The following is a 14,604-nucleotide window of genomic DNA, read 5'->3' as shown; positions in this document are numbered from 1 at the left end:
GATTTTCCGCACCGACGCCGCCAATCGTTTGCCTATTCGGCCCGCAGACCTATCTTCCCGATATGACCATCCATTTCCCGTTCCAGAACACCTATTCGGCGCTGCCGGCGAACTTTTTCGCCCGCGTCGCGCCGACCCCGGTGGCCGCCCCCCGGCTGATCAAGCTGAACCGGCCGCTCGCGGTCCAGCTCGGGCTGGATCCGGACCTGCTCTCGACGGCGGAGGGCGCCGAAATCCTCGCCGGCAAGCGACTGCCTGACGGCGCCGACCCGATCGCCATGGCCTATGCCGGCCACCAGTTCGGGCACTTTGTTCCGCAGCTCGGCGACGGCCGCGCCATCCTGCTCGGCGAGGTCATCGACAAAGACGGCGTCCGCCGCGACATCCAGCTCAAGGGATCGGGCCCCACCCCGTTCTCCCGCCGCGGCGATGGCCGCGCCGCGCTCGGCCCGGTGCTGCGTGAATACATCGTCAGCGAGGCGATGTTCGCTTTGGGCATCCCGACCACCCGCTCGCTGGCCGCTGTCGTCACCGGCGAGCCCGTGATGCGCGAGACGGCGCTGCCGGGCGCAGTACTGACCCGCGTCGCCGCCAGCCACATCCGCGTCGGCACCTTCCAGTTCTTCGCCGCTCGCGGCGACACCGACGGCGTGCGTGCGCTGGCCGACCATGTCATCGCCAGGCACTATCCCGAGCTGAAGGATGCCGCCCAGCCCTATCACGCGCTGCTCGCCGGCGTCGTGGCGCGGCAGGCCGCGCTGGTCGCGCGCTGGCTGCTGGTCGGCTTCATCCACGGCGTAATGAACACCGACAACTCCTCGATCTCGGGCGAGACGATCGACTACGGCCCCTGCGCCTTCCTCGACGCCTACAATCCGGCGCAGGTGTTCTCCTCGATCGACGAGATGGGCCGCTACGCCTATGCCAACCAGCCGCGGATCGCGCTGTGGAATCTGACCCGGCTTGCCGAGTGCCTGCTGCCGCTGTTCGACAGCGAGCAGGAGAAGGCCATCGAGCAGGCGCAAGTGATCCTCGGCGAATTCCCGGAAAAGTTCACCGCGGCCTATCAGGCCGGACTCCGCGCCAAGGTCGGCCTGTTCACCGCACGCGACGGTGACGAGGCGCTGATCCAGGACCTGCTCGACGCGATGGCGAAGAACGCGGCCGACTTCACGCTGACCTTCCGCCATCTCGGCGAAGCAGCGGACGGCGACGCCGCCAACGTCCGCGCGCAATTCACCGATCCGGCAGCATTCGACGAATGGGCCGGCCGCTGGCGCGCCCGCCTCGCGCTGGAGCCGCAGACCCCGACCGAGCGCAAGGCCGCGATGGATGCCGTCAATCCGGCCTTCATCCCGCGCAACCATCGCATCGAGGCGGTGATTGCGGCCGCCGTCAACAGCGACGACTATGCCCCGTTCGAGGAGTTGCTGACCGTGCTGACCAAGCCGTTCGAGGATCAGCCGCAGTTCGCGGCCTACGCCGATCCGCCGCTGCCCGAGCAGATGGTGACGCAGACGTTCTGCGGGACGTAAGGCCTCCACATCGTCATTGCGAGCGCGGCGAAGCAATCCATCGCGCCACATGCGCTGAACAATGGATTGCTTCGTCGCTTCGCTCCTCGCAATGACGGTGGGGATCGTCAGTAACCTCTCACACCCGTCACCACGATCTTCCCGAACTGCACGTTCGACTCCAGATACCGGTGCGCCGCAACGATCTCCTCGAAGGCAAACGTCCGCGCGATGATCGGCTTCAACGCGCCGTCCGCAAGCCCGTCGAGGATGAACGCTTTCGCCGCGGCAAGCCGCGCCGGATCCTGGACGATCTCGTGCACGCGGTAGCCGCGCAGGATCAGGCTCTTGCTCAGCACGGTGAACAGCGGAAACGGTGTCGGCTCCGGGCTGAGCCCGCCATACTCGATCAGGATGCCGCCATGCGCCATCGCTGCCGTCAGCGGCACGAAGACGGGGCCGCCGACCGGGTCGAGCACGACGCGAACGCCGTTCGGCCCTGCGATCTGCTCCAGCCTCGATTGCAGGTCTTCCTCTGCCGACGCGATCACGTACGCAGCGCCGGCGTCGCGCAGGGCCTGCGCCTTGGCCGAGGTCCGCGTCACCGCGATCGGGATCGCACCGACACGATTGGCGATCTGGATTGCGGCGAGGCCAACGCTGCTCGATGCTGCCGTGATGACGACGAACTCGCTCCGCCCTAGCTTCGCAATATCAATCAAGGCGCCGTAGGCCGTGAGATATTGCATCCACACCGCTGCGGCCTCCGGAAAACTCAGCTCTGACGGATGCTTGACGACCAGCTCGGCCGGGAACGTCGCGAGCTCGGCATAGGCCGGCCACCGCGCCATCGAGATCGGCGGCACGATGCTGACGGCATCACCAAGCGCAAAACCACCGACGCCCTCGCCGATCGCTTCGACGATACCGGCGGCCTCGAGGCCGAGGCCGGACGGCAGCGCCGGCGTCTCGATATAGGTCCCCGTGCGCATCAGGGCCTCGGCGCGGTTCAGTCCGAGCGCCTTGATCCGGATCCGGACCTCGCCGCGCGCCGGCGGCGCGATCGCAACGTCCTCGACGCGCAGCACCTCGGGACCACCATGTTGATGAAAACGAACCACGCGAGCCATCGGCAACACTCCAAAGCAGTTGAATTGCAAAACAGTTCAGTTGAATGAGCTATGCCAAGGCCGGTTCAGCGGATAAATCATCCCGCAGACTGAACAGTCCAAACTAAGGGTTTCGAATGATGGACCGCCTGACCAGCATGGCCGTGTTTCTCAGGGCGGTCGATCTCGGCTCCTTCGCGGCCGCCGCCGAGGCGCTCGAGATGTCCGGCCCGATGGTCGGCAAGCATGTCCGCTTCCTCGAGGAGCGGCTCGGCGTTCGCCTGATCCACCGCACCACGCGGCGTCAGAGCCTGACCGAGTTCGGGCAGGCCTATTACGAGCGCTGCCGCGCGGTGCTCGCCGAAGCTGATGCCGCCGACGCGCTCGCGGCCGACCAACTGTCCGAACCGCGCGGACGGCTCAAGGTGACGATGCCGGCGCTGCTCGGCCGGCACTGCGTCGCGCCGCTGCTGCTCAAGCTGGCGCAGAAATATCCTGCGCTGGAGCTCGATCTCTCGTTCGGCGATCCGGTCGCCGATCTGATGGAGGGCGGCTACGACCTTGCGATCAGGACCGGCGATCTCGACGAGCAATCCGGCGTGATCGCGCGGCGCATCGCGCGCCAGCGCATGGTGGTGTGCGGCTCGCGCGCGTATTTGAAGGCGCACGGCAAGCCGCGCACGCTCGACGAGCTCGGCCAGCATCAGGCGATCGTCTATCGCCGCCTGGGACGCGCGCGCCCGTGGCTGTTCCCGCGCGACGGCCAGCCACCGCGCGAGGTCTGGCCCGCCGGGCGGCTCAGGCTCGACGATCTCGAAGCCATCGCCGACGCTGCCGCGCGCAGCATGGGACTGGCGTGGCTGCCCTCCTGGCTGGTGCGCGAGCGCCTCGAGCGCGGCGCGCTGGTCCGCGTTCTCGGCGATGAAGGCGAGCTTCCCTACGATTGCCATACGCTGTGGCTGCCGACGCCGCGACTGCCGCTGAAGGTCCGGCTTGCGGTCGACGCGCTCGCAGCCGCGCTGCCGAAGCTCGTGGCGTAGCGCGAACGCGTTGTTCCACGATGCCCGTCGTGAGCGTTAACTCACCCTCCACCATGCCAGGAGGCTGGCGGCGGTAACCATAAGGCTTAACAGCGCGTCAACGCTCCCCCAACAAGTCTAACTGTTTCTAATGGGGGAGAATGGCCCGTGGACGCATTTGCATTCGAATTCATGGGACTGGCGATGATCGCGCTGTGTCTCGTCGTGCTGGCGATGCCGGCGGCGCGGCGACCGTCGAAGAACATGCGCTACGAGTGATGCACCCGACGCGGCGCACGAGCCGCGCGGATCGGTGTGTGATAGAGAGGCGCTCCGCCCGGGCCGTCGTCGTCAATGCAGGAGATCGTTCATGTTGGACCACGTCTCCATCACCGTATCCAATATCCGCGCCGCCGAGCCCTTCTACGACGCCGTGATGGCAGCGCTCGCCGTCACCAAGATGAGCAGTGGCGAGACGTGGATTAGTTACGGCGAGCGCTGTGACGCCGATCATCCGGACCTGACCTATTTGCTGATCCGCCCCGGACCGGTGCCCGATGAAGCATACGGGCGGCATTGGTGCTTCAAGGCGCAACGCCGCGAGCAGGTTGACGCGTTCTGGCGCGCCGGACTTTCGGCAGGAGGATCCGACGAAGGCGCGCCGGGTCTGCGTCCCGAATATCACCCCCACTACTACGGCGCCTTTCTGCGCGACCCCGACGGCAACCGGATCGAAGCCGTCTGCCATCGGCGTTTCGCGTAACGCCGCATCAGGCGCGACGCGGACTTCACGCCACGCGCCGGTCGCCCCGCCATCCCGACACTTCTGCCTTGCCCGATCACGGCCACGCAGCCGGGTTGCGCGGTGCTATGGTCGCGTCGTCCTGCCCTCGTTCCCTTGATTCCCTGACATGACCGAGACCGCCTCGTCGCTGATCCATCCCGGCTGGTTTGCCGCGATTGCCATCCTGCTCTGGGCCACCAGCCTGCTGCCGGAATTCCTCACCGCGCTGCTGTTCTTCGCCGCGGTCGCCGTGTTCCACGCGGCGCCGCCGGACGTGCTGTTCTCCGGCTTCCAGTCGGAAGCGTTCTGGCTGGTGCTCGGCGGCTTCGTCATCGGCACCGCGATCCGCAAGGTCGGACTCGCCGACCGGATCGCCCGGCTGCTCGCGGACCTTCTCAATGGCTCCTGGTTTCGGATGGTGGCCTGCGTGATCGCGCTCACCTATGCACTCGCCTTCGTGATGCCCTCGAACATGGGCCGCATCGCGCTCTTGATGCCGATCATCCTGGCGCTGGCCGATCGCGCCGGCTTGGCGGAGGGATCGCCGGGCCGCGCCGCGCTCGCACTCGCCGTCGGCTTCGGCACCTATCAGCTGTCGGCGTCGATCCTGCCGGCGAACGTGCCGAACCTGATCATGACCGGCGCCGCCGAGCGCGCCTATGGCGTGCACTTCGACTACATGTCGTATCTCGTGCTGCATGCGCCTGTCATCGGCATCCTCAAGGGGGGCGTGCTGATCGGGTGTCTGGTGTGGCTGTTTCCGGCTTCACCCAAGCCGATCGAGGGCGGCGCCGAGGCGACACCGATGAGCGCCGCCGAATGGCGGCTCTCGATCATCCTGCTTGCGACGCTCGCATTCTGGATGACGGACTCTCTGCACGGCATCCGCCCGGCCTGGGTCGGGCTGGTCTCCGCATGCCTTTGCCTGCTGCCGCGCGTGGGCTTCCTCAATGGCGAGGAATTCGCCGCCGGCGTCAATGTCCGCACCTGCATCTATCTCGGCGGCATTCTCGGGCTTGCCGCCGTGGTCGCGTGGTCCGGGCTCGGCACCGCGATCGGCGATCTCATCATTCCGCATCTGCCGCTCGACCCGGCGCGGCCGGCAGCGGATTTCGCCTCGATGATCGGGCTCGCCAGCCTCTTGAATTTCGTCGTCACCGCCAACGGCGTCCCCGCGGTGTTCACGCCGCTCGCGGCCTCGCTCGCCGCACACACCGGCCTCAGCCTTCCCACCGTGCTGATGTCGCAGGTGTTCGCCTATGCGACGCCGCTGTTGCCGTATCAGGCCGCGCCGATCGTGGTCGCCGCCGGCATGGCCCGCGTGCCGACCAGCGCGGCGGTCAAGATATGCCTCGTCGTAGGCCTGATCTCCTTTGTCGTGCTGGCGCCGCTCTATCTCGTCTGGTTCCGGCTGCTCGGCTGGATCGGCTGACGGTCGTCGCGAGAATATCGCGCTTGGGCGTCGTCGATTGACGATATGCTGCGCTGATAACATGGAACGCAAGCCAGGGAATTGACGACGCTTGAACGACACCGACGTCCAGCACTCCGACACGTCCACCGCGAGCTCAGCACACTCGCCTCTCGAAGTGCTGCTCATTTTCCTCAAGCTCGGTGTGACCTGCTTCGGCGGGCCGATCGCGCATATCGGCTATTTCCGCGACGAGTTCGTCATCCGCCGGCGCTGGCTTGACGAACAGGCCTATGCGGATCTGGTCGCGCTCTGCCAATTCCTGCCGGGGCCTGCGAGCAGCCAGGTCGGCTTTTCGCTTGGCCTGATGCGCGCTGGCTATCTGGGCGCACTCGCGGCCTGGACCGGCTTCACGCTACCCTCGGCGATCGCGCTGGTGCTGTTTGCCTTCGGCGCCGGCGGATTGAGCGGCCCGGCCGGCGCGGGCCTGGTGCATGGCCTCAAGCTGGTCGCGGTGGCGATCGTAGCCCAAGCGGTCTGGGGCATGGCGCGCTCGCTCTGTCCTGACCGCGAGCGCGCATCGATCGCGACGGTCGCGGCGCTCATCGTCCTCACGAGCTCGTCGTCGATCGCGCAAATCGGCGCCATCGTGCTCGGCGCCATCTCCGGGTTGTGGTTCTGCCAGGCGGCGCAACCGGCCGACGGCGTCACGCACATCGCGATGTCGGTGTCGCGGCGCGTTGGCCTCTGCGCGCTGATCCTGTTCCTTGCCCTGCTGGTCGGGTTGCCGCTGCTCGCCCGCGCATGGCCCGGCCTCGGCCTGTTCGAGGCCTTCTACCGCTCCGGCGCGCTGGTGTTCGGCGGCGGCCATGTCGTGCTGCCGCTGCTGCGCGAAGCGGTGGTGACGCCGGGCTGGATCGGCGACGATGCGTTCCTGACCGGCTACGGCGCAGCACAAGCCGTGCCGGGACCGCTGTTCACCTTTGCGGCCTATCTCGGCGCCGTGATCGGCGGCGTGCCGGGCGCGCTCGTCGGCCTCGTCGGCATCTTCCTGCCAGGACTGCTCGTCCTGCTCGCGGCGCTGCCGTTCTGGGATGGCTTTCGCAAGCGGCCGGCGGCGCAGGCGATGATGCGCGGGGTCAACGCCGCCGTGGTCGGCATTCTCGGTGCCGCGCTCTACAATCCGGTCTGGACCAGCAGCGTGCAACGTCCGCTCGATTTCGGCATCGCGCTATCAGGCTTCGTCCTGCTCATGGCATGGCGCGCGCCGCCGCTCGCGGTGGTCGTCCTCAGCGCGGCCGCCGGCATCGCCACCGGCCTCCTGCAATCGTGAACAGCGACGCCGCGCCCTCGCGGGCCAAATTAAGAACGCTTTCATGCCTGGCCGCCATCATTGAAGGCGTATGCCGAGCGTACCCAAACAACCGGATCCGACCCGGGTTCCCGTGCTGGACCTGCTGCGGCTCGCCGCGGTCGGGGCCGTGATCCTGTACCATTACGGCTTCTGGGGCACGGCATCGCACGGCGTTCAGAAAGTGGCGCTGCCGTACCTCGCCCCGGTCGCGCAATACGGCTTCCTCGGCGTCCCCGTGTTCTTTGCGATCTCCGGCTTCGTCATCGCCTATTCGACCGAAGGCCGCACGCCGGTCGGTTTCGCGATCGCCCGCTTCAGCCGGATCTATCCGACCTTCGTCATCTGCATGACGCTGACCTTCCTCACCACGCTGCTGCTGGGCCAGGCGTATTTCCACGTGACGTGGAGCCAATGGCTGGCAAACCTGGTCATCGCCGCGCCGATGCTCGGTCAGCCCTATATGGACGACGCCTACTGGTCGCTGGTGATCGAGGTCGTGTTCTACGTCTGGGTCGCACTGTTTCTGGCCTGGGGCATTTTCCCGCGGAAGATCGACACCATCATCCTGGCGTGGATCGCCATCACCTTCGTCAACGAGCTGACGCTGGACGTTCCGCTGTTCGAGAAGCTGTTCATGGCCGACGACAGCGGCTTCTTCGCCGTCGGGCTCTTGATCTACGAGCATTACCGCGGACGGCGCGACACCAGGCTCTACAGCCTGCTGACGCTGGCGATGGGCACCGCGACGTTCCAGGCCGTGCACAAGCTGGAACGGCTCGGCGTCCACACCCATGGCAGCTTCGATCCGCGCGTCGTGACCGCGATCTGCATCGTTTCGCTCGGCATCGTGTTCGCCGCGACCCGGATCAAGTCGGTGCCGCTGCCGGACAGCGTCGTGAGGGCCGTCGGCGGCATCACCTATCCGCTCTATCTGCTGCACCTGCAACTCGGCTACGTGATCCTCCCCCTGATGACGCCAACGCCGGACGCGGTTTCGACCGCGCTCGTGGTGGCAGGCATGGTGGCGCTGGCATGGTTCGTCTGGCGCTTCCTCGAAGGCCCGGCGCATTATCTCGTCAGGAACAAACTCACGATGCTGGCGTCACGGCACGGATGGCCGTCGCGCATTCGCGACGCACGGATCGATCCGGGCCACATCGCCGCCCCGGTCGAGGCCGGGCAAATCGCCAATCACTGACTGCGCCGCGACCAGCGATTGCGCGCCCATCCGGCGCAGAACACGGCATCGGCGCTGTCGGGAATGGTCTGCGCGAACCACCGGTCGACATCCGGCGAGGTTTGCGTCCTCGGCTCATCGCGGTAGCGCAGCTCGCCATAGGCGCCCCGCATCGCCATCGTCGGCTTCTCGATGGCCTGACGAGGATACAGGGTTGCAGCCAGGCCGAGACAAAACTCGTCGAGATCGCCCGCGTGTATCGCGGCCGGAATGGCCGGCACGACGCTTCGGCATTGCGCGCGACCCAAGACGTAAATGACCGGATTTCGCGTCCGCCAGCACAGGCAGAATTCTGCCGGCGCCGCCGGATCACCGAACTCCGCCGTCATGGCCGTATCGAACATCCGCTTGAAGAAGCCGCTGCCCCGATAGCTGTCTCTGACTGCGGTGCCCGAAAGATAGATCACCGAGGTGCCGGCAACAGCCAGGCGCTGAACGATCATGTAAGCCACGCATGCGCCGCCGTGGTGGAGCAGGACAATGCCGTGGTCGGCCTTGAACGGTGAGTGCTGGCGCGACCAGAATCTTTCCTCCGCCAGCCAGTTCGTGTCGATGATGCTGTTGATGTCGTCGAGCACGGCATCGCGGCGATGCTCCGGGACATCAGAGGCGATTTGAAACAGCTCGCTGGTAACAGCCCCAGGCGGCGTCGCGATCAAGGCAGCTCCTTGTTGCTTATTAATCCAGTTCGGTCGGCAATCCTTCGTCGAAGCTCTGCATTTGTCACATCGACGAACAAATTCGGAATGTTGTCGGCGCGATGCAACAGCCACGCTACGACGACCATGATCGCGATTCCGGCCGCGCTCACCACGAGCTGTGCGATGACTGCGCCACTGTATTGGGTCAAGACCCAATGGGCGGAGAACGAAAGCAAGACCCCGAGGCAAAAGATCGGAAGCGAATGCTCGCCGCACAAGGTCAGCGGACGCAATGATCGGGACTTCAGCGGCGGCCAGTCCCGCGGAATCAGGCCATGGACAACGACCGCGAGCGCGAGAAAGTGGGTCAAGCGCAACATGTCCAGGTCCGTTTTGTCGATCGGGTAGATGAACTTCATCAACCATCCCGGTATGAACGCCTCCAGCGCATGGAAATGCCAGGTCATCACGATCAGGAACGAAAAGATCAGCCAGGCAATCGCGACAGCCGCGACGATCCGCGACTGGATGAGTCTCGATATCTGCGACAACGCGCCCGCCCCACACCACTGGCCGAAGACAAACAGCAACTGCCAACAAAATGGATTGAAGTACCACGTTGTGCCCGGTGGATAGGAGGCGATGTTCCAATCGAACCATCGCGCCAGCACGTAGAGAACAATCGACGCCAGCAAGGTGAGATTGGGACGACGCATCAAGGCCCAGATGACCAGCGGGGACGCGAGCAGCAAGACAATGAACAGCGGCAGCACGTCGAGATCCACGGGCTTGTATCGCAGGGTGAGTGCCTGCCCGATCAGGATATCCGGATGCTGCAGAAAATTGAAAACGTTGAATTCGTTTTCATACATCGGATTGTCGAGCCGTCGGGAGGTTCTCGCGACCTGGGCCGTGAAGATCAGGAACAGCATTATATGCGCCACGTAGATATGCGCCGCCCGCGTCCACAGCCGCTTCGCTGCAGACAGCAGGAATCCTACAGCGATGATCGGGCCGTATATGAAGCCGGCAAGATAACCCGAGATGAAAACGAAGAACTCCGCAGCGTCACTGAAGCCGTAGTTGCGCAGCGTAATCCAGCCGATGGCTCCATCATTGGGGATGTGATCCAGAAATATCATCCACAACCCGAGCCCTCTGAACAGGTCGAGCCGAACATCGCGTTCGATCGTTTCCTCGATCTGGTTCGCGTGGTGGAGCTCCATCGGACGACCCTCACTCGGCTGCTTCTGAGATCGCGATAGCTGCACCCGTCGGAGCCTGAATTCGCGTCGGTCTGGAATGCGTTAGCCGACAGCGAATCCGGCTCAGCAGGGGAAGATCATTGACATCCTTATACTCTCGCGTGACATCGCCGTCCAAGTGCCGCTCCCATTCCAGCTCGTGGTGCTGACGAGAGCACGCGAAGCGGACGGTGAAGCCGTGTGGTCCTGACGCCCTAGAGCGGCCAAACGAAGAGCAAGACTCGGGCGACTCATGTCGCGAGAAACGCGAAGCTACGTCGCCACTCCAACTGTCATCGCCCGGCTCGACCGGGCGATCCAGTACGCCGCGGCTTCTCGGCTCAAGCACAGGCGTCTCTGGAATACTGGATCGCCCGGTCGAGCCGGGCGATGACACCGAAGATGGGGTTCGCCGATGACGGTGCGTTGCCATACGAGGCCGGGGCCGCCCCGACCAACGAATTCCAGTGGTTATGGGCCCTGGCTTTCGCCAAGACGACGGCCGGATTCGGGGCACAACCGGGCCGAAAACGCCCGCGAATCGCGCCCAATCACTTCAAAAATGCCCTGTCCCTCACAGGGTGCAGAGCCAAAATCCCTGCAAGACCCTTGACATAGCTGCCCTTTCGGCAGAACGCGTGTGGTCAAGCCGTCATGGACTGTTCATGGATCTGATTAGCACGACCTCCGACCTCGCCGCCGCCTGCGACCGGCTCGCCCAACACAAGGTCATCACCGTCGACACCGAGTTCCTGCGGGAGACGACCTACTATCCCCTGCTCTGCGTCGTGCAGATGGCGAGCGCGGATGAAGCCGTCGTGGTCGACGCGCTGGCGCCCGGCATCAACCTCAAGCCGCTGTTCGATCTGATGTCGAACGAAGCCGTGCTGAAGGTGTTTCATGCCGCGCGACAGGACATCGAAATCGTCTGGCACCTCTCCGGCACGATCCCGCATCCGATCTTCGACACCCAGGTCGCCGCCATGGTGCTCGGCTATGGCGACAGCATCGCCTATGACCAGCTGGTCGATCGCGTCACCGGCCACCGCCCTGACAAGACCCACCGCTTCACCGACTGGTCGCGCCGCCCGCTGAGCGAGGAGCAGCTGCATTACGCCGTCTCCGACGTCACCCATCTGCGCGAAGTGTTCGCGGCGCTCGACGCCGATCTGAAGAAGCGCGACCGCAGCGACTGGGTCAGCGAGGAAATGGAAATCCTGACCTCGCCCAAGACCTACGACTTCCATCCCGAGCGTGCCTGGGAGCGGCTCAAGACCCGCGTCCGCAAGCCGCGCGAGCTCGCGGTGCTGATCGAGGTTGCCGCATGGCGCGAGCAGGAGGCGCAGAGCCGCGACGTGCCGCGCTCGCGCGTGCTCAAGGACGATGCGGTCGGCGACATCGCCACCCATGCGCCGACCTCGCTGGACAAGCTCGGCAATCTGCGCTCGCTGCCGAAGGGTTTCGAGCGCTCGAAATGGGGTGCCGACATCATCGCCGCGGTGCAGCGCGGACTGGCTCGCGACCCGGCGACGCTCCCCAAGCTGGAAAAGCCGAGAAACAATTCCAACGGCGCGGCGACCGTCGAGCTGTTGAAGGTGCTGCTCCGTATGACCTCGGAGCGCCACGGCGTCGCCAGCAAGGTGATCGCCACCGTCGACGACCTCGAGCAGATCGCCGCCAGCGATGAGGCCGAGGTCGGCGCCCTGCACGGCTGGCGGCGCGAACTGTTCGGCGAGGCGGCGCTCAAGCTCAAGCGCGGGCAGCTCGCGCTTGCGATCGACAAGGGCCGCGTGGTGCGGGTGGATCGGGGTTAGCAAACCAGGTTCCGGCACGTCCGGCCGTCGGCCAGTGGCCGAACGCTCGGCGCCGGAGTTCGACCGGCACAGGCTGAGGTTGCGTCAGGCGAAACCAGCGCGCTTGCTAAGGCGCAGATTTCGTGTTGCAATCCCTTCACAATCGGATTGCGGCCGTTCGACTGTGCGTTTCACGACGTTGATAGCCAAGGCTTCGACAGGCGAAACTTCGGACTTGAAGACCTTGGATATAGAGACCCGGGAATTGAACAGACAGCGGAAAGCCCGCTTGTGGCGTGGCACGTGGAAAACGTGGCCGCGTCTTTTTTATGTCTAGACTGGGAGAGAGACGATGCCGAAGGGTACCGTCAAATGGTTCAACCCGACCAAAGGCTACGGGTTCATCAAGCCGGCCGTCGGCGACAAGGATGTGTTCGTTCACATCTCGGCGGTCGAACGCGCAGGTCTCAGCACTTTGAACGAGAACCAGACCGTCGAGTACGAGCTGGTGGAGAACCGCGGCAAGGCGTCGGCAGAGAACCTCAAGGTTCACTGAACGGCCGCTGCTGGCGGAATTCATCCTGATGCCTCCCCCGGCCGCATCACCCGGGGGATTGCTTTCGGGGATCTCTTGCGCAACCACGCGTTAAGGCGCCGGCGCGATCAGCGTGCCGCCGGTTGCGGCGCTGCCTTGCGTCCTGCAGAGATCGCCTTCGAGCTTGAGCCGGCCGCTCGCCAGCAGCCGCAGCGCCTCCGGATAGATCCGATGCTCGATGGTGATCACGCGCGCGGCGAGCGTCTCCGGCGTGTCGTCGTCAGCCACGGTGACCGCGCCCTGCATCACGATCGGTCCGGCATCGGTCTCCGGGATCACGAAATGCACCGTCGCGCCGGACAGCTTGACCCCTGCACGCAGAGCCTGGCCATGCGGATCGAGGCCGGGGAAGCAAGGCAGCAGCGACGGATGGATGTTGAGCATCCGCCCGTACCAGTGCCGGACGAATTCGGCGGTGAACAGCCGCATGAAGCCGCCGAGGCAGATCAGCTCGACCTGGCTGTCGTCGAGCACCCGCTGCAGCGCCGCCTCGAAACCGGCGCGGTCCTTGCCGAACGGCTTGCTCTCGATGACGACAGTCGGAATGCCGCTCGCGGCCGCCTTCTCGAGCCCGGGAGCGTTGGCGCGGTTGGAGATCACGGCGACGATCTCGGCCGGAAAATCCGCAGCCTTCGCAGCCTCGATCAGCGCGGCCATGTTGGAGCCGCGGCCGGAGATGAGGATGGCTGTGCGGCGCTTCATCGCGAAAGATCGAGATGACCGTGATAGACCACGCGATGCTCGTCCTTGGCCTCGATCACCTCACCGAGCAGCGTCACGGTTTCGCCGCCGGCGGTGAAGGCCTCGGTCACCGCATCGACCGCGTCAGCCTTGACGATCGCGATCATGCCGATGCCGCAGTTGAAGGTGCGCAGCAGCTCGAGCTCGGCGATACCGCCCTGCTCGGCCAGCCATTTGAACACCGGCAGCACCGGCAGCCGCGCCAGGTCGATGCCGACGCCGAGATGCTTCGGCAGCACGCGCGGGATATTGTCGGTGAAGCCGCCGCCGGTGATGTGGGCGAGCCCCTTCACCGCGCCGGTCTCGCGAATCGCGCGCAGGCAGGACTTCACATAAAGCTTGGTCGGCGTCAGCAGCGCCGCACCGAGCGTCATCACCGGTGCGAACGGCGCCGGCGCATCATAGGCCACGCCGGACAGTTCGACGAGCTTGCGCACCAGCGAATAGCCGTTGGAGTGCACGCCCGAGGACGCCAGCCCGATCACGGCGTCGCCGGCCGCGATATCTCCCGTCGGCAGCAGGGTGCCGCGCTCGGCCGCGCCGACCGCAAAGCCGCCGAGGTCGTAATCGCCGTCCTTGTAGAGGCCGGGCATCTCGGCGGTCTCGCCGCCGATCAGCGCGCAGCCGGATTCGCGGCAGCCCTCGGCGATCCCCGCGACGATCTGCGCGGTGGCCTCCGGGTGGAGCTTGCCGCAGGCGAAATAGTCGAGGAAGAACAGCGGTTCCGCCCCCTGCACGACGAGGTCGTTGACCGACATCGCGACCAGGTCGATGCCGATGCCGCCATGGATGCCGGTCTCGATCGCGATCTTCAGCTTGGTGCCGACGCCATCGGTCGCAGCCACCAGGACCGGATCCTTGAAGCCCGCGGCCTTGAGGTCGAACAGCCCGCCGAATCCGCCGATCTCAGCGTCCGCGCCGGGCCGTGCGGTGGCCCGCACCATCGGCTTGATCAGATCGACCAGACGATTGCCGGCGTCGATATCGACACCCGAATCCGCGTAAGTGAGCCCGTTTTTGCGCTCGGTCATGCCCAATTCCAGATGATAAGGGGCTGGTTACGAGGAATTCCGCCCCCGCGCAATGGCTCGCGGCAATGCTGCCGCGATACTATGTAGATAACACCCGGCCACCGCGCAAAAGAGCCGGATATCGAGTAAAA

General features: G+C 65.4%; 13 protein-coding genes. 8 read left to right on the top strand and 5 right to left on the bottom strand.

What is annotated here, in order from left to right:
* Positions 1-62: 62 nt before the first annotated feature.
* The gene (locus ACVIGA_RS39675; RefSeq protein ID WP_456670313.1) at positions 63-1,535 is read left to right on the top strand and encodes a protein adenylyltransferase SelO; all 1,473 of its coding nucleotides are present in this window, start codon (positions 63-65) and stop codon (positions 1,533-1,535) included.
* Between the two features lie 107 nt (positions 1,536-1,642).
* On the opposite strand, the gene ACVIGA_RS39670 is transcribed toward ACVIGA_RS39675, so the two are convergent.
* Positions 1,643-2,644, bottom strand: a complete 1,002-nt coding sequence (locus ACVIGA_RS39670) for a zinc-dependent alcohol dehydrogenase family protein (protein ID WP_456670312.1) — start codon at positions 2,642-2,644, stop codon at positions 1,643-1,645.
* A 119-nt stretch (positions 2,645-2,763) separates the two neighbouring features.
* On the opposite strand from ACVIGA_RS39670, the gene ACVIGA_RS39665 reads away from it, so the two are divergent.
* The 5 genes from ACVIGA_RS39665 to ACVIGA_RS39645 all read left to right on the top strand — a co-directional run bounded on the left by ACVIGA_RS39665 (position 2,764) and on the right by ACVIGA_RS39645 (position 8,389).
* Entirely contained in the window at positions 2,764-3,663 is a 900-nt protein-coding gene (locus ACVIGA_RS39665) for a LysR family transcriptional regulator (RefSeq protein ID WP_456670990.1), read from the top strand.
* A gap of 349 nt (positions 3,664-4,012) precedes the next feature.
* Positions 4,013-4,405 (top strand): VOC family protein, encoded by a 393-nt coding sequence (locus ACVIGA_RS39660; protein ID WP_456670311.1) that lies wholly within the window; start codon positions 4,013-4,015, stop codon positions 4,403-4,405.
* 148 nt (positions 4,406-4,553) lie between these two features.
* Positions 4,554-5,858 (top strand): SLC13 family permease, encoded by a 1,305-nt coding sequence (locus tag ACVIGA_RS39655; RefSeq protein ID WP_456670310.1) that lies wholly within the window; start codon positions 4,554-4,556, stop codon positions 5,856-5,858.
* A 91-nt stretch (positions 5,859-5,949) separates the two neighbouring features.
* Entirely contained in the window at positions 5,950-7,170 is a 1,221-nt protein-coding gene (gene chrA, locus ACVIGA_RS39650) for a chromate efflux transporter (protein WP_456670309.1), read from the top strand.
* A 70-nt stretch (positions 7,171-7,240) separates the two neighbouring features.
* A complete protein-coding gene (locus tag ACVIGA_RS39645) occupies positions 7,241-8,389 on the top strand; it encodes an acyltransferase family protein (RefSeq protein WP_456670308.1) in 1,149 nt (382 codons plus the stop codon).
* Here the strand turns inward: ACVIGA_RS39645 and ACVIGA_RS39640 are convergent.
* Positions 8,383-9,087, bottom strand: coding sequence for a hypothetical protein (locus tag ACVIGA_RS39640; protein WP_456670307.1), 705 nt, complete (start codon positions 9,085-9,087; stop codon positions 8,383-8,385). The genes ACVIGA_RS39645 and ACVIGA_RS39640 overlap by 7 nt on opposite strands.
* Positions 9,084-10,295, bottom strand: a complete 1,212-nt coding sequence (locus tag ACVIGA_RS39635) for an OpgC domain-containing protein (protein WP_456670306.1) — start codon at positions 10,293-10,295, stop codon at positions 9,084-9,086. The genes ACVIGA_RS39640 and ACVIGA_RS39635 overlap by 4 nt, the downstream gene beginning before the upstream one ends.
* Positions 10,296-10,978: 683 nt before the next feature.
* Between ACVIGA_RS39635 and rnd the strand changes: the two genes are divergently transcribed.
* Together rnd and ACVIGA_RS39625 are read left to right on the top strand one after the other, a co-directional pair.
* On the top strand, positions 10,979-12,127 hold the full coding sequence (gene rnd / locus ACVIGA_RS39630) for a ribonuclease D (RefSeq protein ID WP_456670305.1): 1,149 nt from the start codon (positions 10,979-10,981) through the stop codon (positions 12,125-12,127).
* A gap of 331 nt (positions 12,128-12,458) precedes the next feature.
* Entirely contained in the window at positions 12,459-12,662 is a 204-nt protein-coding gene (locus ACVIGA_RS39625; RefSeq protein WP_021079877.1) for a cold-shock protein, read from the top strand.
* A gap of 90 nt (positions 12,663-12,752) precedes the next feature.
* Here ACVIGA_RS39625 and purN read toward each other — a convergent pair whose 3' ends face one another.
* Positions 12,753-13,403, bottom strand: a complete 651-nt coding sequence (gene purN, locus ACVIGA_RS39620; protein ID WP_456670304.1) for a phosphoribosylglycinamide formyltransferase — start codon at positions 13,401-13,403, stop codon at positions 12,753-12,755.
* Entirely contained in the window at positions 13,400-14,473 is a 1,074-nt protein-coding gene (gene purM / locus ACVIGA_RS39615; protein ID WP_223968010.1) for a phosphoribosylformylglycinamidine cyclo-ligase, read from the bottom strand. Before purM ends, purN begins: the two co-directional genes overlap by 4 nt.
* Positions 14,474-14,604 lie beyond the last annotated feature (131 nt).

It is taken from the genome of Bradyrhizobium sp. USDA 3240 (assembly GCF_054063295.1).
The sequence above is the reverse complement of the archived record's forward strand: the minus strand, read 5'-3'. Positions and strand labels throughout refer to the sequence as shown.